Below are 18,852 nucleotides of genomic sequence, written 5' to 3'. Positions count from 1 at the left end.
TGTCTGATGAGTTACGTCCGCGGGGAGGTGACCGGCGTGCCGGGGTCAGTCGCCCCGCACGGTCACCACGCTCAGCATCGCCGCGTCACCCGGGAGGGTGAGCGCCCCCGCGGCGAGATCGAGGGCGATCCGGACCGAGCCCGCGAGCGGGTCGCCGCCGGCCGGCACCAGCGGCGCGTGGGGCAGTCGCCGCGCCAGTTCCTCCCTCAGCGGGACGAGCAGCGGGTCTCCCATCTTCAGCAGGCCGCCGGTGACCGACACCCGGGGCTCTCCCCTCTCCGGGCAGACCGCGGCCGCCGACTCGGCCATGTGCCGGGCCGCCGCGCGCAGGATGCCCGCGGCCACCGGGTCACCGTCGGCGCGGGCGGCCACCTCCGGCGCGAAGGAGGCGAGGACGGCGGGGCGGTCCTGACGCGGGTAGAGCCGGCCCGGCAGCCCCGGCATCGGGCCGAACACCTCCTCGGCGCGGGCCAGCAGACCGGTCGAACCGCCCGGCCTGCCGTCGTACGCGCGCAGCGCGGCCTCCAGCCCGGCCCGCCCGATCCACGCGCCGCCGCCGCAGTCGCCCAGCAGATGACCCCAGCCGTCCGCGCGGCGCCAGCACGTCAGGTCGGTGCCGACGGCGATCAGTCCGGTGCCGGCGGCGACCACGGCACCGGGACGCGGCCCGAGCGCGCCCACGTAGCCGGTGACGGCGTCGGCGACCAGGGCGACCGAACGGATCCCGAACTCCCGCCCCAGCGCACCCGGCAGTTCGGCCCGCAGCGCCTCGCCGAGGGTGGCGAGCCCGGCGGCACCCACGGCCGCCGTGCTCAGCGGCCCGACACCGGTCTCGGCGGTCAACTCCCGCACCATCGGCGCCAGTCGCGCCATGAAGTGCCCGGGATCGATACCCCGTGATCCCGTGGGCACCGGCTCCCGCGACTCCCGCCGGCCCAGCGGACCGCGCTCCCGGCTGCCGATGACGACGCGCAGTCCGGAGCCCCCCGAGTCGACGGCGAGGACCCCGTCCTCCGCGGCGCTCACGGCAGTCGCCAGTCCACCGGCTGTCCGCCCTGGCCGATCAGCAGGTCGTTGGCCCGGCTGAAGGGGCGGGAGCCGAAGAAGCCGCGGTCGGCCGACATCGGGGAGGGGTGGGAGGACTCCACCGACGGCAGGGTGCCGAGGAGCGGCCGCAGATTGCGGGCGTCCCGGCCCCACAGGATGGACACCAGGGGCTTGCCGCGCCCCGCGAGGGCCCGGATGGCCTGCTCGGTGACCTCCTCCCAGCCCTTGCCGCGGTGCGCGCCCGGCTTGCGCGGGGCGGTGGTCAGCGCCCTGTTGAGCAGCAGCACCCCCTGCTCGCTCCACGGCGTCAGGTCGCCGCTGGAGGGTGCCGGCAGCCCCAGGTCGGTGTGCAGTTCCCGGAAGATGTTGATGAGACTGCCGGGCAGTGGGCGCACCTCTGGCGCCACCGAGAACGACAGCCCCACCGCGTGTCCCGGCGTCGGGTAGGGGTCCTGACCGACGATCAGGACCCGTACCTCGTCGAAGGGTTGCTGGAAGGCCCGGAGGACGTTCGGCCCGGCCGGCAGGTAGGTGCGCCCCGCGGCGATCTCCGCGCGGAGGAAGTCGCCCATCGCGGCGATCCGTCCGGCGACGGGTTCCAGGGCCTTCGCCCAGCCTGCTTCGACGGTCTCATGCAAAGGTCGTGGTGCCACGGCGTCACCCTACTGCCGTACGGGCGGCGGAGATCAACCGGTGGCCCGGGCCGTGCGTTCCCCCCGTGGGCCTCATCCCACCACCGCGGCCCGTACGCACAGCACGTCCGGCAGGTGGGAGGCCAGCTGCCGCCAGCTGTCGCCGTCGTCGGCCGACGCGAACACCTCGCCGTTGCGGTTGCCGAAGTACACGCCCGCCGGGTCGGCGCCGTCGGTGCACATCGCGTCCCGCAGCACCGTGCCGTAGTGGTCCTCCCGCGGCAGGCCCGCCGACAGCGGTTCCCAGCTCTTGCCCGCGTCGGAGGTGCGGAAGACCCGGCAGCGGCGGTCGGCGGGCACCCGGTCCGAGTCCGCGTTGATCGGGAAGACGTACGCGGTGTCGCCGCGGTGGGGGTGGGCGGCCGCGGCGAAGCCGAAGGTGGACGGCAGCCCCTCACCGATGTCGGTCCAGTGGGCGCCCGCGTCGTCGCTTCTGTAGACACCCCAGTGGTTCTGCAGGTAGAGCCGGTCCGGCGTGGCCGCGTCCTGGGCGACCTTGTGCACGCACTGCCCGAACTCCGGGTTGGGATCCGGCAGGAAGACCGCGGACACACCGGAGTTGGAGGGCCGCCAGCTCGCCCCGCCGTCCGTGGTCCGGAACACCCCGGCGGTCGACACCGCCACCGTCACCGCCCGCGGGTCCCGCCGGTCGGTGACCACGGTGTGCAGCCCCTCGCCGCCGCCTCCCGGCACCCACTTCGAGCGCGTCGGGTGCTCCCACAGGGGGCGCACCAGCTCGAAGGTCTCCCCGCGGTCCGCCGAGCGGTAGAGCGCGGCCGGCTCCGTACCCGCGTAGACCACGTCGTCCTCCGCGGCCGCCGGGTGCAGCTGCCACACCCGCTCCAGCGAGGCCCCGGTCTCCTTGGGGAACCTGACCGCGGGCCGGGCGGGCTCGGTCCAGGTGCGGCCGAGGTCGTCGGAGTGGAACACGGACGGTCCCCAGTGGGCGCTGTCGCCGCCGGCCAGCAGCCGCGGACGGTCGCCGCGGGTGTCGATGGCCACCGAGTACATCGCCTGCGCGTTGAAATACGGACTCTCGTCGAACTCCCAGGTGCCCCCGCGCCGGCGCCCGATGAACAGGCCTTTGCGCGTGCCCACGGCGAGCAGTACCTCGGTCATGCCGATCACCTCCGTGACGTCGTCGTCGACGTCCTCGTCCCAGACACCGGCCAGTCTGCACCCCGCCACTGACAGTCACCCCTGGAGTGAGGATCCATGCAGGTCAGGACGGCGGAGGCGGCTCGGGCGACGAGATCCGGCCCCGTGCGCGGCAACACCTGCGCGAGTGGGGGTACTCGTGCGACCGTCGGGTCGGGGGAGTCGGCGTGAGCATCCCACGGTCCTGGCCCGTATGGGATGGCGGTCGGGGAAGGGCGTGCGCGCATGAGGAGGATGCCTTCGATGGCGTTCCGTGGTCCCAAGGCGTGGCTGTGGCGCTGGCGGCGCAATCCGCTCAGACGCCGCGTCGACGTGGTGGAGGCGTGGGTCGTGGTCGCCGCGTGGCTCGTCACCCTCGTGGCCGGAGTGCTCGCCGGCCTGGCGGCCACCGCGTCCGTCGAGCACGGGCTGGCCCGCGAGCGCGTCGAGTGGCGGCAGACGGTGGCACTGCTGACGGAGAAGGCGCCCGGAAAGGCCGCGGACCGCCCGGCCGGGGCCACCGGCCGGCAGGTGTGGGGCAGGGTGCGCTGGAAGGGGCAGGACGGCTCCCGGCACACCGGCCAGGTCCGGGTCGGCGCCGGCAGCGCCGCCGGCAGCGCGGTGACCGTCTGGACGGATCCGCACGGCGAGCTGGTCACGAAGCCGCCCACCGCCTCCCAGGCCCGGATGCGCTCCGTGCTGATCGGCGTCCTGGTGGGCCTGAGCGCCGCGGCGGTGCCCTTCGTCGGCGGCCGGGTGCTGTGCGGCCGCCTGGAACGCCGCCGTATGGCCCGGTGGGACGCCGAGTGGGCCCGCTTCGGGCCGCGGTGGGGCCGCAACACGCTCTGACGGCCTGTCCCCCTCCCGGGAGCCGGCGCGCCCCGTGAGGCCACCGGCGAGCCGCCGGGATGCTGTCGCGCTGCGCGCACCCGGCCCCTGTGCCATCGTCTTCGGTGAGACCTTGACCCGTCGCGGGCGAGACGTCGGGCGGACGTGCGCACGGGCGTGCGCCCATGCCGAAGTGGTGGCCGTGACTCCAGTTGATGCTGGGCCTCTGGACGCCTCGCGTCGGACAACTACCCTCGCGAATACAACCATTTCTGGCGGAAGGGGTGCCACATGGCGGAGCGGACGCCCGGAAGACGACTGGTCGGCGAACTGTCGGCCGAGTTCCTGGGCACCATGATCCTCATCCTGTTCGGCTGCGGTGTGGTCGCCCAGGTGGTGGCCGCCGGTATCGGTGACCACGACAGCATCGCCTGGGCCTGGGGCTTCGGGGTCACCTTCGGCGTGTACGTCGCCGCGCGCATCAGCGGCGCGCACATCAACCCGGCGGTCACCCTGGCGCTGGCCTGCTTCGCGGGCTTCTCCTGGAAGAAGGTGCTGCCGTACACGCTGGCGCAGACCGCGGGCGCCTTCGTCGCGGCGCTGCTGGTGCGCTGGAACTACACCGAGGTCCTGGCCAAGGCCGACCCGGGCCACACCATCAAGACCCAGGGCGTCTTCTCCACCCTTCCGGGCAACGGCACCCTGCCGGTGAGCGAACTCGGTGCCCTGCGCGACCAGGTGATCGGCACCGCCATCCTGGTCCTGGTCATCTTCGCCGTCACCGACCTGCTCAACACCCCGCCCGGCGCCAACCTCGGCCCGCTCATCATCGGCTTCCTGGTCGTGGCGATCGGCATGGCCTGGGGCACGGACGCGGGCTACGCGATCAACCCGGCCCGTGACTTCGGGCCGCGGCTGGCCAGCTTCATCACCGGGTACGGGACCGCGTGGCGGGACCAGTACGGCAATCTGTACTTCTGGGTGCCGATCGTCGGGCCGCTGGTCGGCGGCGTGGTCGGTGCCGCCCTGTACCGGCTGTTCATCTCGAAGTTCCTGCCGGTCGCCGACGAGGAACTCGAACCGGCCCGGATTCCCGAACCCAAGGCCGGGACGGAGGGGGCCTGAACGGCGCTGAGGGGCCGCGGGCACTCTGCCCGCGGCCCCTCCCGATGCGTTCCTGATGCGGGTGCGCCCTACCGGGCCGCGGCCGTCCGCGACCGCCGGCGGCGGTGCAGGACGAACGCGGTGCCCGTCGCGCCGGCGGCGAGCAGACCGGCGGCTGCGGCGACCGGCACGGCCGGGGAGGAGGGGCTGCTGTCCGCCACGTTCTGCGCCTTCAGGTCCTGCACGTAGGGCGGGTAGGCGCCCTCGGCGGACGTCGAGGCGGCCGTGGCGCTGTGGCGCGGGATGCCCCGCACGGACTTGACCGAGCCGTCCGGATCCAGCAGAACCTGCTTGTTGTTGGGGTGCCGGAAGTCGAACATGCCGCCCAGGCTGCCCGCCCGGCGGTCGAACGAGGCGTCACCGATGCGGCCGGTGCACCAGTTGTTCTCGATGAACCGGGTGATCGACGCCTGCTCGGTGGCGGTGTGGTCGACCGAGTTCACCTTGCTGTAGGGGGAGACGACCAGCAGCGGCTGCCGGGTGCCCGGGCCGCAGCGGTCCGCGTAGCCGCCCGCGGCGGCCGGTCCCGACTGGCAGGCCGGGCTGTCGGTGGCCTTGCCGTTGGAGCCGACGGTGGAGTCCTTGGAGCCGTTGAGCACCTTCGACACGACGTGGTCGTACCAGCCGTCGGAGTCGTCGTAGGCGACCACGACCGCGGTGCTCCTCCACTGCGGCGACTTCTGCAGCGCGTTGATCTCCTTGACCAGGAAGTGCTGCTCGTCGATCGGGTCCGAGTAACCGGCGTGGCCGTCCTGGTACTCGGCGGCCTTCAGGAAGCTGACCGCGGGCAGGTGGCCGGCCTTGAGGGCGGCGTCGAAGTCCGTCAGGTCGTAGTTGTGGTTGGCCCGGCCGTTGTGGCCGATCTCGGCGACGCTCTTCGGGGCCAGGTGGTGCGGGTTGGACGTCGACTTGTAGTACTGGAACGGCGAGTGGTGCGGGCTGTAGTCGACCACCGCGGCGCCGCCGACGTTGGTGTGGGTGGCGCCGCCGCACTTGGCGTAGTCGCCCTGCTTGCCGTCCCAGGGGGTGCTGGGCCGGAAGCCGCCCTGGAACCAGCCCCAGCTCACGCCCCTGCGGTTGAGCAGGTCACCGATGTTCCTGCCCTGCATCGCCGCCAGCGCGTTGGCCGACGTGTGGTCCTTGTCCGAGCAGTCGTCGTAGGCGGGGTCCGGGTCGTTGATCACCGTGCCGACGCCCTTGGCGTCGGGGGAGACGACGGTGTACGGGTCCGGCTTCGAGGTCTGCTTGGGGTTCTCCGTGCCGGAGGCCGGGTCGACGGAGATCACGCCGTGCGTCTGACCGGAGATCAGGTTGAGCGCGCCGGGGGTGGAGGGCCCGTAGTTCGAGCTGAACGACCTGTCGTTGAGCGAGTAGTGCTGGGCGTAGTTCCACAGCGCCGTGACCGTGTTGCCGTCGTAGTAGTCCATCACCAGGCCGGGCTCGCCGAAGAGCCCGCTGCACTTGTTGACCTCGGTGTTCTCGACGTACTTGTCGGCCTTGCCACCGTCGGCCGCGTACTGCTCGGGGCCGTAGGAGTGGTTCTGGTCGCAGGTCATGGCCTGCGAACTGGCCAGCCGCTTGGGCTTGTAGAGGTTCGGGTTCTTCTCCAGCAGCCCGGCGTTGAGGAGGTTGTCCGCCTTCGGGGTGCGGGCCGCGGCCTTGAAGGGGGTGCCGTCGGTGTTGGCGGCCTTCGGGTACGTGGCGAAGTAGTGGTCGAACGAGATGTTCTCGTCGTAGATCACCACGAGGTGCTTGATCGGCGTCGCGGTGTGCGTGGGGTGGTGCCCGCGACCGCCGTGTGCGGAGGACGCCGCGGCGGGCAGGACCCCGCCCGCGCTCGCCAGGGCTGCCGCACCGAGCAGGGCGCCCGCGCGCGCCAGCCGGCGCCGCGCCCTCGAAGTTCTGCCTGTGCCGATCATGCTGTCTCGCCTTCCGGGAGAACCGAGTTCCACTGTCACGGCGTTCTCGTGACCATGACATCGATTGCCGATCCTGGGCAATGGTGGCGGCGGGTTGGGGGAGCGGCAATGACGCCCCAGAGAATCTTGGGTCAGGAAATCCTCATCTCCTCTTGGTCTGCTCTTGACCGGAATCCGACGGGCGGGTTCAGGCCAGCAGCGTGCGTCCCAGCCAGTCGGAGGCGCCGCGCGCACCGGGCAGGGCGAAGAAGTAGCCGCCCCCGAACGGGACGATGTAGTCGACCAGCGGCTCGCCCGCCAGGCGTTTCTGCACCGTCTCGAACTGCCGGGCCAGGTCCTGCTGGTAGCAGCAGAACAGCAGGCCCATGTCGAGGTTGCCGTTGCTGTCCGTGCCCCGGTCGTAGTTGTAGGCGCGGCGCAGGATGCGCTGGTCGGCGGTGGCGGCGGTGCGCGGGTTGGCCTTGCGGATGTGGCTGTCCAGCGGGATGACGTCGCCCTGGGGGTCCTGGGCGTAGTCGGGGGCGTCCTTCTCGTGGCGGCCGTCCAGCGGCGCGCCGGTGTCCCGGGCCCGGCCGAACATCCGCTCCTGCTCGGTGATCGAGACCCGGTCCCAGAACTCCACCAGCATGCGGATGAGCCGGATGACCTGATAGCTGCCGCCGGCCGCCCAGGCCGGCTCGCCCGTCCCGCCGCCCACCCACACCAGGCGGTCCATGGCGCGGGCGTCGCGTACGTCGGGGTTGGCGATGCCGTCCTTGAAGCCCAGGTGGTTGCGGGGCGTGCCCGAGGGCCGGGAGGGGCTGACGAATCCGTCCATGCGCCAGCGCACCTGCATGCCGCCGCGGGTGTGCCGGGTGATGTCGCGCAGCGCGTGCAGCACCGTGTCCTGGTGCGCGGCGCACAACTGCACGCTCAGATCGCCGTGGCACCAGGCGGCGTCCAGGTCGTCGTCGGGGAAGGACGGCATCGCGGTCAGCCGGCGCGGCCTGCGGGAGGCCAGGCCGTAACGGCCGTCGAAGAGGGAGGGACCCACCCCGACGGTGACGGTCAGACCGTCCGCCGGTACGTCCGGGCCGAGCGTGCCGGAGTCGGCGGGCGGCGCGGTGATGCCCAGCTCCTCGGGGCTGCCGCCCGCGGTGAGGTACCGGGCGCGCTCGGTCAGCGTGCGCAGCAGATCGGCCAGTTCCCCGCGGTTCTCGGCGGTGGTGTCGAACGACACGAAGGCGGTGGCGCGCTGCGCGGGGGTGAGGATGCCGGCCTGATGCCGCCCGTGGAACGGCACGCGCGTGCTCCCGCCCGCCCGCGCGGAGGCGGAGGCGGCCTGGTGGTCGGCGGCCACCAGGCCGCCTCCGGCCACGGCCGCCGCGCCGGCCAGGAAGCCCCGGCGTCCGACCTTGTTCACCGGGTTCACGCGGTCCTCCGTACGTCCGTCAGGGCTGCCACGTCGGCGAGCCGCTCGACCAACTCGCCCATGTCCGCGTCGAGTTTCTCCCGCTGGGCGCGGGTCAGCCGGTCCAGCGGCGTCCAGTGCCCGCCGTGGTCGAACCCGTCGAGGGTGCGCCGGGTGCGGGCCGTCCAGGAGTCGATCCCGGGCAGATCCGCGGTGCGGGTCTTCAGCAACGGCCGCAGCCGGCCGAGCAGTTCGCTCGTGCCGTCGAGGTTGGCGCGGGCGGTGGCGAGGTTGGTGCCGCTGCCGTAGTCGGTACGGCCGGTCAGTTCGAACTGCACGGTGTTCTCCAGGATCTCGTGCGCGCGCAGGCCTATGTCGGCCGGGTCCATCCGCTCGTCGGGCCAGCGGTCGCGCAGCTCGTCCACGGCCTTGACCAGCCGCGCCGCCGGAGCGCGCAGGCCGCTCGCCGGCTCGCCGTGCCACAGCCCGTACTCCACCCGGTGGAATCCGGTGAAGCCCGGGTCGTGCACCCCGCCGGGCAGTCCCGCGGTGGTCCCGTTGATCGCGGTGTCCGCGTCGCCGAAGGTGCCGTAGGCGGCCCCCATCCGCTCGTAGACCAGATGCGCGGTGAGCCAGTCCTTCCGGGCGGCCGTGAGGTCCCCGCGGTCGATCGCGTCGCGCAGCGCGCCGGTCCTGCGCGCCAGGTCGACCGTACGGGCCTGGATCCACTTCTGGTACGCGAGCGTGGGCGGGATCAGGTCCTGCTGGGTGACCGGCACGGCGGCCGGGCCGCTCCTCACCGTGCTCCCGGTGATGCGCACGGTGGGGCCGGTGATCGCGTCGGCGTCGTCGGCCACGCACTTGAAGGCGTAGCTGCCGTTGCCGAGGGTCACCCGCAGCGGGCGCTCGGTGCCCGGTGCGAGCCCCTCGACCTCGCCGTAGACCGCGCCCGTCCCCGGGTCGGTGAGATAGACCTCTTCCGCGCTGCCGGAGGAGTTGCGCAGATCGAAGACCTGGCGGCCGGCCGCGGGGTGCCTCCAGCCGCGGCCGCAGCCGGCGGAGGTGATCTCGACGGTGGTGTGCCGCAGACCGTCGGCCGGCGCCGCCCGGTGACGGTCCCCGCCGGAACCGCCGGCTGCCAGGGCCGCGGCCACCACCGCCGCCGCCACGGCCAGCGCACCGCCCGCGAGCAGGACGGTGCGCCGCCGGGAGGGACGGGGCGGGGGCGGAGCGGAGCCGGTCCCGGCTGCGGCGCCGACTGCGGCTTCGGGCATGCCGGTCCTCCCTGGAGGTCGTACGGACGAGGCGGCGTCGGACGATCCTAAGCAGGCCCCGGGGCCGCGACCGCCGTCCTGGCCGGGTTCTGACCATGGCAAGAGCCAGAATTCGCCCGCGGTTCACCCGCCGGTAGGGCCGGCCGCCTCCGCTCTCACATGCGGTGATGCCCCGTGATCTCTCCGCAGCGGCCGGGTCGTGAGGTCCGGCCGTCCCGTGACCGGTGACCGCGCACCGCGCGGGCTCAGCTCTCCTCCGGCAGCGCGCGGCCCAGGACGGCGTCCAGGTCGGCGGCCTCGGGCAGCGTGCCGAAGGCGTGCCCCCAGTCGCCGCCCAGCCGGGTGGCGCAGAAGGCGTCGGCGACCGCGGCCGGCGCGTGCCGGACCAGGAGAGAGGCCTGCAGGGTCAGCGCCATCCGCTCCACCAGCCGGCGGGCACCGGCCTCGGACCCGGCCGTGAGCTGGTCCCTCAGCCGGGCCACGGCGTCGTCCAGGCGGGCGTCCGCGCCCCGCGCCAGGGCGAGTTCGTCGAACAGCGCCTGCGCGGTGGCGGGCTCGCGGCGCAGCGCCCGCAGGACGTCGAGGGCGTTGACGTTCCCCGAGCCCTCCCAGATCGACAGCAGCGGCGCCTCGCGGTAGTGCCGGGGCATGCCCGACTCCTCCACGTAGCCGTTGCCGCCGAGACACTCCAGTGCCTCCGCGGTGAAGGCCGGGCCCCGCTTGGTCACCCAGTACTTGCCGACGGCCGTCGCGATCCGCCGGAAGGCGGCCTCACCGGCGTCGCCGCGCACCGCCCGGTCCGCGGCGCCCGCCAGCCGCAGGGTGAGCGCCGTGGCGGCCTCCGACTCCAGCGCGAGGTCGGCCAGGACGTTGCGCATCAGCGGCTGGTCGACCAGCCGCGCCCCGAACGCGCTGCGGTGGCGCACGTGGTGCCCCGCCTCGACGAGCGTCTTGCGCATCAGCGCGGCCGACATCATCACGCAGTCCAGGCGCGTGCAGTTGACCATCTCGATGATCGTCCTGACGCCCCGGCCCTCGGGCCCGACCAGCCAGGCCACCGTCCCGTCGAACTCCGGCTCGGAGGAGGCGTTGGAGCGGTTGCCGAGCTTGTCCTTCAGCCGCTGGATGCGGAAGGTGTTGCGGGTTCCGTCGGGCAGGATCCGCGGCACCAGGAAGCACGACAGGCCCTCCGGAGCCTGCGCCAGCACCAGGAACACGTCGCACATCGGCGCGGAGGTGAACCACTTGTGCCCGCGCAGCTGGTACACGCCCGGTTCGGCGGTCGGCCACGCCGTCGTCGTGTTCGTACGGACGTCGGAGCCACCCTGCTTCTCGGTCATCCCCATGCCGGCCAGCAGACCGGGCTTCTCGGTCGGCACCCGCAGCTCGGGATCGTACTCCCGGCCGGTCAGCAGCGGCTCGTAGACCTTCGCGAGTTCGGGCTGGGCGCGCAGGGCCGGTACGGCCGCGTACGTCATCGAGGTCGGGCAGCCGTGCCCGGCGTCGGTGTGCCCCCACACCAGGCCGCCGGCGGTCCGGGCGACATGGGCGCCGGGCCGCTCGTCCGCCCACGGCGCCCCCGCCAGGCCCTCGGCGACGGCGGCCCGCAACAGGTGGTGCCAGCTCGGGTGGAAGTCGACCTCGTCGACGCGGTTGCCGTACCGGTCGTGGGTGCGCAGCACGGGCTCGTGGACGTTGGCCTGCTCGGCCCACTCCTGGGTCTCGGCGCTGCCGGCCCGCAGCCCCAGCCGCCGGATGTCCTCCTCGGCCCAGCCGGCACCCTCGCGGCGCAGCCCCTCCAGCAGGGCCGTGTCCTCCGAGGCGTCGTAGGGAGCCAGGTCGGGAGGCTGGTTGGTGACGGCGTGGGTGGCGTACTGGTCCCGCGGCTGCGCGGGCGAGGGTGTCGAGGCCATGCGGTCATGTTGCACCTTTTCCACAGTCGCAGCAATGCTGCAACAGAAGGCCGCACGTAAAGTACGGGCCCATGAACGTGTCACCGCGGGCGGGTGAGGCAGGGCTGCCGCCGCTGTCCGCGCGGTCGGTCGTGCTGAGCCTGCTGCTGGGCACCCATCCGCCGGAGCTCCCGGTCAGGGAACTCGTCCGCGCGGTGGAGCCCTTCGGCGTCGGCGGCTCCACTCTGCGCGCCGCCCTCAGCCGGATGGTCGCCGCCGGTGACCTGCGCCGTGCCGACGCCGTCTACCGGCTCAGCGACCGGCTGCTGGCCCGCCAGCGCCGCCAGGACGAGGCGGTGGAGGCGCGCACGCGCGCGTGGGACGGCGACTGGGAGATGGTGGTGATCACGGTGACGGGCCGCGGGCCCGCCGAACGCGCCGACCTGCGCACCCGGCTGACCGCGCTGCGGCTGGCCGAACTCCGCGAGGGCGTGTGGCTGCGCCCGGCCAACCTCCGGCGCGCCCTGCCGGACGACCTCACGCGGGTCGGCCAGACCTACACCGCCCGCCCCGGCCGGCCGGCGCGCGAACTGGCCGGGGAGCTCTGGCCGCTGGAGACCTGGGCCGCCACCGCCCGCGCCCTGCTCGACCGTGTCGCCCGGGCGCACCGCCCGGCCGACCGCTTCACCGCCTTCGCCGCGGTCGTGCGCCATCTGCTGGCCGATCCCGTGCTGCCGCCCGCACTCCTGCCCGCCGACTGGCCCGGCGCGGCCCTGCGCGCCGCGTACGCGGACTTCCAGCGGGAGGTCACCGGGGCGATCGGGCGCTGACGCGCCGGCGTCCGTGCGAAACGCCGTGCGAGTGCGCTCGTACGGCCGGGGCCGCCACCGCAGGGGCCCTGCATGTCGGTTATGTCTGTACATGTTGGTGATATCCGGCTACGCGTACGTACAGGTCGCGTCGCCCGGGAGCGCTCCCGCGACGTTCGCGCCGCGCGGCTCCGGCCGCTTTCACCAGGGCCGGGTGACGCGGCGCCGAAGGGGAACTCGCCAAGTCCGGCACGCGATCTCATACGGAACCGCGATCTCATACGGAACGAGGAGAGCCATGGCTCAGCAGGAGCATCGGTCGTCGTCGGTCACCCTCCCGGGGCCGCTGCGGAATGCGGCCTCGGCGTTGCGGAAGGTGCCCGGTGCGGCAGTGGTGGGCAGGGCGGCGGAACAGGCCCTGGACAAGGTGGGAGCGGTGTCACCGCGTGGGCGGCGGCTGGCGGTGTACGCGGGCGCGGGCGTCCTGGGCGTGGCGGGCGTGGTGGAGTGGCCGGTCGCCGTCACCGGCGCGGCGGTGGCCTGGCTGACGCAGCCCCGGCCGGGCGAGCGCCCTGAGCGGGAGGCCGGCGAGGAGCGCGGGGGGAGTGAGGACAGCAGGGCGAGTGAGGACCGCGGACGCGGTGGAGAGCGCGAGGACGAGGACGGTGAGGGCTCCGGGGACGTGATCGCTCCGGGATACCGGGGCGCGGTGCCGGTGGACGAGGAACCGGCCTCCCCCTTCGGCACGGAACCGGTGGACGAGCAAGCGGCTGCGTACCCCGGCGCGGAGGGGTCGGCGGACGACGTACCGGCGGCTCCCTTCCGCACGGAAACGCCCACGGACACGGAGTCCCCGGCGTCCGCCGGTGCACCGCCGTCCGATCCCGCCGGCACGACACCTCCGGCCCGGGCCGGTACGGCAGCCTCGGCCGGCACCGGTGTGACGCCGCCGGATCCCACCGTCGCCACGCCCCCGGCCTCCGCCGGCCCGACGCCTCCCGGCCCCGTACGGGAGGCGGAGGCCACCGAGCCGGGTGAGCCCGACCGCGGTCTCCTCGGCGGCGGCGGTCCGCTGACGGACGAGGACGCGCCGGCGGCGCCGGCCGACCGTACGACCGGCTGAGGGCACGCGATGGTCCTGGGACTACTGTCGCGGCCGGCCGTCGCGGCGGTGGGAGTGATGGCGGCCGGTCCCCGGCTGCTGGTCCGCGGGGCCGCGCCCGTCGTGGGCGCGGCCGCCGGGGCGGCGGCCAAAACGGCCCGCGCCGGGGTCCGCGGCGCGGACGGCGCGGCGCACCTCGCACGGATCGCCCGCGCGGCGCTGCCGAATGGCCCGCGGCCCTGGCGGTCCGGCGCGCGGGCGCACCTGGCCCTGCGCCCCGAACTGCCCGACCCGGCGCTGCCGGACGGCGGGCGGGAGAACCGGGTGCGGAAGGTGGCCGCGGCGCTGGCCGAGCGCCCCGACGTCCTCTACGCCTACTGGGACGGCGGCCTGCGGCGGCTCGTGGTCGAAGCGGTCGACGAGGCGGTCGGCGACGAGGTCGTGGACGCGGCCACCGCGCTCGCGGCCCGGCACGGGCTCACCCCGGCGGACGACGGAGTGGAGGAGTTCGGGCATCCGGCCGATCAGGCCGGAGTACGGGCCGCCATGGAGGCGCTCGCCATCGACGGGGCGGGTGTCGCGATCGGCCTGGCCGGCCGCCTGCTGCGCCTGCCGCCCACGCCCCGCCAGCTGACGGCGCTGGTGACGCTGCTGCGCGAGAACCCCGCCGTGCGCGCCTGGCTGCGCGCGCGGATCGGCCGCACCCGCATGGACCTGTTGCTGGCGGCCCTGAACGCGGCCACGCACGGCGTGGGCGGGACCCCGAACGCCCTGGTGCTGGACGGCGCGCTGCGCGCCTGCCAGCTGGTCGAGACGCTGGCCCGCGCGGCCGCCTTCGAGACCGTGCACGACGAGGTGTGCACCGCCGAGCGTGTCGGCGTGCCCGCGGACCACTGCCCGCGACCCCCGCTGCGCACCTCCCCGGCGCAGGAGTACGCCGGCAACGCCTCGGCCGGCAGCCTGCTCGGTGCCGCCGCCACCCTGCTGGTCAAGCGTGACATGAACGAGGCGGCCGAAGCGGTCCTCGCCGGCTCTCCCAAGGCCGCGCGCTACGGGCCCGCAGCCTTCCACGCCGTACTGAGCACCACGCTGTCCCGGGCGGGTGTCCTGGTGCGCAACACCGAACGGCTGCGGGAGATCGAGATGGCCGGCACGGTCGTCCTGCATCCGAGCGCACTGTGCGACCCCGGCGGTGAGGCGGACGCGTGGGCCGAGCCCGTCCTGGACGCGGCGCGGCGCGCCGGGCTGAGCGTCGTGCTGGTGGACGACCCCGCCCTGTCGGAGATCGCGGGTCTGGCCGACCGCGTGGTGTCCGCCGGGCGGCCGCTCAGCGATGTGGTGGCCGAGCTGCGCGCGGAGGGCGGCGCCGTGGTCACCGTCGCCCGGCCCCGCTCGGCCGACGACGCCGCGGTGCTGGCGGGGCTGCTCGGCGGTGACGTGGCCGTCGCCCTCGCCGATCACGACAGCGCGGTCGTGTGGGGCGCGGACGTGCTCGCCCTGCACGGCCTGCCCGACGTGTGGCGGCTGCTCACCGCGATCCCGGCCGCCCGCGCGGTGGGCCGCAGGTCGCAGGTCCTGGCCCGGTCCGGTGCCGCCCTGTCCGGACTGCTCGTGGCGATCGGCGAGTCGCGGGGGTCCGGCCGGACGTCCTGGCCCGGACTGCGGCACACACCGGTCGACGTGAGCGCGGCGGTGGCCCTGTTCTCGGGGGCGCGGGCCGCGTGGCGGGTGGCCGCGGTCCACGCCCCGCATCCGCGCCCGCGCGTGGCCTGGCACGAACTGGAGCCGCAGGACGTCCGGGACACGCTGGAGCGGATGCCCGGCGACGAAGCGGCCCCCGAGCGGGAGACCGGCGAGGCGGCCGCGGCCGCGCGTACGGCACATCCTCTCCTCGCGCCCGTGCGCTGGTCCGTGCAGCTCGCCCACGCCGTGCGCGAGGAGCTGGACGACCCGCTCACCCCCGTCCTCGCGGTCGGCTCGGCTGCCGAGGCGATCCTGGGCTCCGCCATGGACGCCCTGCTGGTCGTCGGCGCCCTGGACCTCAACGCGCTGGTCGGCGGTGTCCAGCGGCTGCGGGCCGAGCAGGCGCTGTCGCGGCTGCTCGCCCAGCAGAAACAGAAGGCACGCGTCGCGCCCCCGGACGAGGACCGGGCGGGCGAACCGCGCACGGTCGACGCCACCCTGCTGGGGCCGGGCGACGTGATCGAGCTGAAGACGGACGACGTGGTCCCGGCCGACGCCCGGCTGCTGTGGCAGGACGGCCTGGAGGTCGACGAGTCGGCGCTGACCGGGGAGTCCCTGCCGGTGGAGAAGCAGACGGACCCCACCCCCGAGGCCCCGATCGCCGACCGGAGCTGCATGGTCTACGAGGGCACCACCGTGGTGGCCGGACTGGCCCGGGCCGTCGTGGTCGACACCGGCGAGCGCACCGAGGCCGCCCGCGCCGTCCACCTCGCCGCGCGCACGCCCCCGGCGGCCGGTGTGCAGGTCCGGCTGCAGGAACTCACCCGCAAGGCCCTGCCGCTGACGATGGCGGGCGGGGCGGCCGTCACGGGTCTGTCACTGCTGCGGGGCACCCCCGTCCGCCGTGCCGTCAGCGGGGGAGTGGCCGTCGCCGTGGCGGCCGTGCCCGAGGGACTGCCGCTGGTGGCCACCGTGGCCCAGCTCGCCGCGTCCCGGCGGCTGAGCCGGCGCGGTGTCCTGGTGCGCACCCCGCGCACGCTCGAGGCGCTGGGCCGTATGGACATCATCTGCTTCGACAAGACCGGCACCCTCACCGAGAACCGGCTGCGCCTGGCGCGGGTCTGCGACGACGGCGGCACGGTCCGGGCGAAGGACGACCCGGCGGGCGCGGCCGCGCTGCGGGCCGCGGCACGCGCCTGCCCGCAGCTGAACGGCGGCTCCGAGCGGCCGGTGCACGCCACCGACGAGGCCGTGCTCGAGGCGGCCGGCCCGGACCCCGGCTGGACCCAGCTCGAGGGGCAGCCGTTCGAGGCCGGCCGCGGTTACGCCGCGGCCGTCGGCCGGACCGGGGACGGACCCCGTGTGCTCGTGGTCAAGGGGGCCCCGGAGGTCGTCCTGCCCGCCTGCGCCGGCCGGCCGCCGTCCGTCTCCGACGCGGCGCACGACCTCGCCCGTGACGGACTACGGGTCCTGGCGGTGGCCGAACGGCGCCTCGGGGACGACGAGTCGGAGACCGGCCTGCTCGACCAGCCGCTCCGGAACCTGGAGTTCGCCGGTCTGGTGGCGTTGGCGGACGCGCCCCGCGAGACCTCCCCGGCCCTGGTGCGCGGCCTGGCGGAGGCGGGCGTACGGCCGGTCATGCTCACCGGCGACCATCCGCAGACCGCCCGGTCCATCGCGGCGGACCTCGGCTGGCCCTCCGACAGGGCGGTGGTCACCGGTGACGAGCTGATGGCGGCGGACCGTTCGGCCAGGAGCCGGATGCTCGAGGACGTGGCTGTGGTGGCCCGGGTGGCGCCCGAGCAGAAGCTCCAGGTGATCGAGGCGCTGCGGGACGCGGGCCGGGTCGTCGCCATGGTCGGCGACGGCGCCAACGACGCCGCAGCGATCCGCGCCGCCGACGTCGGCGTGGGCATCAGCGCCCGCGGTTCGGCGGCCGCCCGCAACGCCGCCGACCTCGTCCTGACGGACGGCGATCTGTCGGTCCTGATCGAGGCCGTGCACGAGGGCCGGGCCCTGTGGCACAGCGTCGCCGACGCCATCGCCATCCTGATCGGCGGGAACGCGGGCGAGGTGGGCTTCGGCATCCTGGGCACGCTGCTGTCGGGCGCGGCGCCGCTGACCACCCGCCAGATGCTGCTGGTCAACCTGTTCACGGACCTGTTCCCGGCGATGGCGGTCGCGGTCACGCCGAACGAGGAGGCCGCCCGCGCGGTCGCCGGACGGCCGGAGGACACGCTGGACGTGCTCGGCAGGCCCCTCATCACGCAGATCCGCCATCGCGCCCTGACGACCACGGTGGGTGCGGTGGCCGCCTGGCTGTTCGGCCGCTTCACGCCGGGCACCGCCCGCCGCTCCGGCACCATGGCGCTGTGCGGGGTGGTGGGCACGCAGCTCGCCCAGACCCTTCTCGACCGCCGCGACAGCCCGCTCGTCCGGGCCACGTCCATCGGCTCCGCGGTCGCCCTGTTCGCCCTCGTCCAGACGCCGGGCGTCAGCCGCCTGTTCGGCTGCACCCCGCTGGGCCCGGTCGCCTGGACCGGCGTTGCCGCGGCGATCGCGCTCGCCCTGTGGGGACAGCGGGCGCTGCCCGGGATGGAGGCGGCGGTGCGGCGGTTGGCGGGGTGAGGCGCCCGGAGGGCGGCCGGCCGGGTGTTGCCCGGCTCCTGACTCCCCTTCGGCCGGGCCCCGGACACACCACGGCCGGACACACGCCGTCCCGCCCCCCACCACCCCGGGCCCGCACCGAACCGGACTACACCGACCGGTGGTACTGGTCCGGCACGTGCACGTCCGCGCCGAGTTCGCGGGCCGCGTGCCGCGCCCACGACGGGTTGCGCAGCAGCTCGCGGCCCAGCAGCACCGCGTCCGCGTCGCCGTTGGCGAGGATCTTCTCGGCCTGCTCGGTCTCGGTGATCAGGCCCACGGCAGCGACCGGCAGCGACGTCCCGGCCTTCACCCGCGCGGCGAAGGGCACCTGGTAGCCGGGGCCGGTCGGGATGCGGACGCCGGCGGCGTTGCCGCCCGTGGAGACGTCGAGCAGGTCGATGCCGTGCGCCTGGAGATCGGCGGCGAGCCGGACGGTGTCGTCGGCCGTCCAGCCGCCCCGCTGCAGCCAGTCGGTCGCCGAGACGCGGAAGAACAGCGGCTTGTCGTCGGGCCACACCTCCCGTACGGCGTCCGCGACTTCGAGCGCGAAGCGGACGCGGTTCTCGTACGAGCCGCCGTAGGCGTCGGTGCGGTGGTTGGAGTGCGGCGAGAGGAACTCGTTGATCAGGTAGCCGTGGGCGCCGTGGATCTCGGCCACTTCGAAGCCGGCTGCGAGCGCACGGCGGGCGGCGTCCGCGAACTGGCCGACGACCGCCTGGATCTGATCTACCGTCAGCTCGGTCGGCACCACGTGCCGCTCGTCGAACGCGAGCGCGCTCGGCGCGAGCGGCTGCCACCCGTACGCGTCCGGCCCCACCGGCCCTCCGCCCTTCCAGGTGCGGTCGGTCGAGGCCTTGCGGCCGGCGTGGGCGAGCTGGATGCCGGGCACCGTGCCCTGGGAGACGAGGAAGCGGGTGATCCGGCGGAACGCCTCGGCCTGTGCGTCGTTCCAGATGCCCAGGTCGTACGGGGAGATCCGGCCCTCGGGCGAGACGGCCGTGGCCTCGGTGAGGATCAGGCCGGTGCCCCCGGTCGCGCGGGCCGCGAGATGCGTGAAGTGCCAGTCGTTCGCCGCGCCGGTGCCGGGCCCCTCGGGTGCGGCCGAGTACTGGCACATCGGGGCCATCCAGACCCGGTTGGGGATGGTCACGCCACGCAGGGTGAAGGGCTGGAAGAGGGCGCTCATGGGGAGCTGCTCCGTTCTCGCGGGACCGCAGGACGCTTCGTACGATACCCATCGTAGTACGCCGGATGTCAAACTACGAC

The 18,852-nt window shown here is 74.5% G+C and carries 13 protein-coding genes; 5 read left to right on the top strand and 8 right to left on the bottom strand.

All coding sequences use genetic code 11. From position 1 onward, the window contains the following. Positions 1-45 precede the first annotated feature (45 nt). The 3 genes from ACJ9NR_RS04780 to ACJ9NR_RS04770 all read right to left on the bottom strand — a co-directional run bounded on the left by ACJ9NR_RS04780 (position 46) and on the right by ACJ9NR_RS04770 (position 2,927). The gene (locus ACJ9NR_RS04780; RefSeq protein WP_412489594.1) at positions 46-1,026 is read right to left on the bottom strand and encodes an N-acetylglucosamine kinase; all 981 of its coding nucleotides are present in this window, start codon (positions 1,024-1,026) and stop codon (positions 46-48) included. After that, positions 1,023-1,700, bottom strand: coding sequence for a uracil-DNA glycosylase (locus ACJ9NR_RS04775; RefSeq protein ID WP_412489595.1), 678 nt, complete (start codon positions 1,698-1,700; stop codon positions 1,023-1,025). Before ACJ9NR_RS04775 ends, ACJ9NR_RS04780 begins: the two co-directional genes overlap by 4 nt. 72 nt (positions 1,701-1,772) lie before the next feature. Next, complete coding sequence (locus ACJ9NR_RS04770) at positions 1,773-2,927, bottom strand: WD40/YVTN/BNR-like repeat-containing protein (protein WP_412489596.1); 1,155 nt, start codon at positions 2,925-2,927, stop codon at positions 1,773-1,775. 213 nt (positions 2,928-3,140) lie between these two features. On the opposite strand from ACJ9NR_RS04770, the gene ACJ9NR_RS04765 reads away from it, so the two are divergent. Beyond that, positions 3,141-3,725 (top strand): Rv1733c family protein, encoded by a 585-nt coding sequence (locus ACJ9NR_RS04765; protein ID WP_412489597.1) that lies wholly within the window; start codon positions 3,141-3,143, stop codon positions 3,723-3,725. A 270-nt stretch (positions 3,726-3,995) separates the two neighbouring features. After that, entirely contained in the window at positions 3,996-4,829 is an 834-nt protein-coding gene (locus ACJ9NR_RS04760) for an MIP/aquaporin family protein (protein ID WP_412489598.1), read from the top strand. 68 nt (positions 4,830-4,897) lie between these two features. Here the strand turns inward: ACJ9NR_RS04760 and ACJ9NR_RS04755 are convergent, their stop codons facing one another. The 4 genes from ACJ9NR_RS04755 to ACJ9NR_RS04740 form a co-directional block, all read right to left on the bottom strand. Next, the gene (locus ACJ9NR_RS04755; protein ID WP_412489599.1) at positions 4,898-6,787 is read right to left on the bottom strand and encodes a phospholipase C; all 1,890 of its coding nucleotides are present in this window, start codon (positions 6,785-6,787) and stop codon (positions 4,898-4,900) included. 187 nt (positions 6,788-6,974) lie between these two features. Next, positions 6,975-8,198, bottom strand: coding sequence for an iron uptake transporter deferrochelatase/peroxidase subunit (gene efeB, locus ACJ9NR_RS04750; protein ID WP_412489600.1), 1,224 nt, complete (start codon positions 8,196-8,198; stop codon positions 6,975-6,977). Beyond that, positions 8,195-9,451 carry an EfeM/EfeO family lipoprotein gene (locus tag ACJ9NR_RS04745; RefSeq protein ID WP_412489601.1) on the bottom strand — a complete coding sequence of 419 codons (1,257 nt, stop codon included), beginning with the start codon at positions 9,449-9,451 and terminating at the stop codon, positions 8,195-8,197. Before ACJ9NR_RS04745 ends, efeB begins: the two co-directional genes overlap by 4 nt. 245 nt (positions 9,452-9,696) lie before the next feature. Further along, positions 9,697-11,364: a DNA alkylation response protein gene (locus ACJ9NR_RS04740; protein ID WP_412489602.1), complete on the bottom strand. Its 1,668-nt coding sequence runs from the start codon at positions 11,362-11,364 to the stop codon at positions 9,697-9,699. A gap of 71 nt (positions 11,365-11,435) precedes the next feature. On the opposite strand from ACJ9NR_RS04740, the gene ACJ9NR_RS04735 reads away from it, so the two are divergent. From ACJ9NR_RS04735 to ACJ9NR_RS04725, 3 genes are all read left to right on the top strand, one after another. Then, positions 11,436-12,173, top strand: coding sequence for a PaaX family transcriptional regulator C-terminal domain-containing protein (locus ACJ9NR_RS04735; RefSeq protein WP_412489603.1), 738 nt, complete (start codon positions 11,436-11,438; stop codon positions 12,171-12,173). 277 nt (positions 12,174-12,450) lie between these two features. Further along, positions 12,451-13,275: a hypothetical protein gene (locus tag ACJ9NR_RS04730; protein WP_412489604.1), complete on the top strand. Its 825-nt coding sequence runs from the start codon at positions 12,451-12,453 to the stop codon at positions 13,273-13,275. A gap of 9 nt (positions 13,276-13,284) precedes the next feature. Beyond that, complete coding sequence (locus ACJ9NR_RS04725; RefSeq protein ID WP_412489605.1) at positions 13,285-17,565, top strand: cation-translocating P-type ATPase; 4,281 nt, start codon at positions 13,285-13,287, stop codon at positions 17,563-17,565. A gap of 127 nt (positions 17,566-17,692) precedes the next feature. Here the strand turns inward: ACJ9NR_RS04725 and ACJ9NR_RS04720 are convergent, their stop codons facing one another. Further along, positions 17,693-18,772, bottom strand: coding sequence for an NADH:flavin oxidoreductase/NADH oxidase (locus ACJ9NR_RS04720; protein WP_412489606.1), 1,080 nt, complete (start codon positions 18,770-18,772; stop codon positions 17,693-17,695). Positions 18,773-18,852 lie beyond the last annotated feature (80 nt).

Source organism: Streptomyces sediminimaris (assembly GCF_047049295.1).
GTDB classification, from domain to species: domain Bacteria; phylum Actinomycetota; class Actinomycetes; order Streptomycetales; family Streptomycetaceae; genus Streptomyces; species Streptomyces sediminimaris.
The sequence above is the reverse complement of the archived record's forward strand: the minus strand, read 5'-3'. Positions and strand labels throughout refer to the sequence as shown.

Bases quoted from the DNA above. Each gene is read 5' to 3' on its own strand.
- ACJ9NR_RS04730 (WP_412489604.1), top strand. From the start codon at position 12,451: ATGGCTCAGCAGGAGCATCGGTCGTCGTCGGTCACCCTCCCGGGGCCG.
- ACJ9NR_RS04735 (WP_412489603.1), top strand. From the start codon at position 11,436: ATGAACGTGTCACCGCGGGCGGGTGAGGCAGGGCTGCCGCCGCTGTCC.
- ACJ9NR_RS04745 (WP_412489601.1), bottom strand. From the start codon at position 9,451: ATGCCCGAAGCCGCAGTCGGCGCCGCAGCCGGGACCGGCTCCGCTCCG.
- ACJ9NR_RS04720 (WP_412489606.1), bottom strand. From the start codon at position 18,772: ATGAGCGCCCTCTTCCAGCCCTTCACCCTGCGTGGCGTGACCATCCCC.
- ACJ9NR_RS04755 (WP_412489599.1), bottom strand. From the start codon at position 6,787: ATGATCGGCACAGGCAGAACTTCGAGGGCGCGGCGCCGGCTGGCGCGC.
- ACJ9NR_RS04760 (WP_412489598.1), top strand. From the start codon at position 3,996: ATGGCGGAGCGGACGCCCGGAAGACGACTGGTCGGCGAACTGTCGGCC.
- ACJ9NR_RS04725 (WP_412489605.1), top strand. From the start codon at position 13,285: ATGGTCCTGGGACTACTGTCGCGGCCGGCCGTCGCGGCGGTGGGAGTG.
- ACJ9NR_RS04740 (WP_412489602.1), bottom strand. From the start codon at position 11,364: ATGGCCTCGACACCCTCGCCCGCGCAGCCGCGGGACCAGTACGCCACC.
- ACJ9NR_RS04765 (WP_412489597.1), top strand. From the start codon at position 3,141: ATGGCGTTCCGTGGTCCCAAGGCGTGGCTGTGGCGCTGGCGGCGCAAT.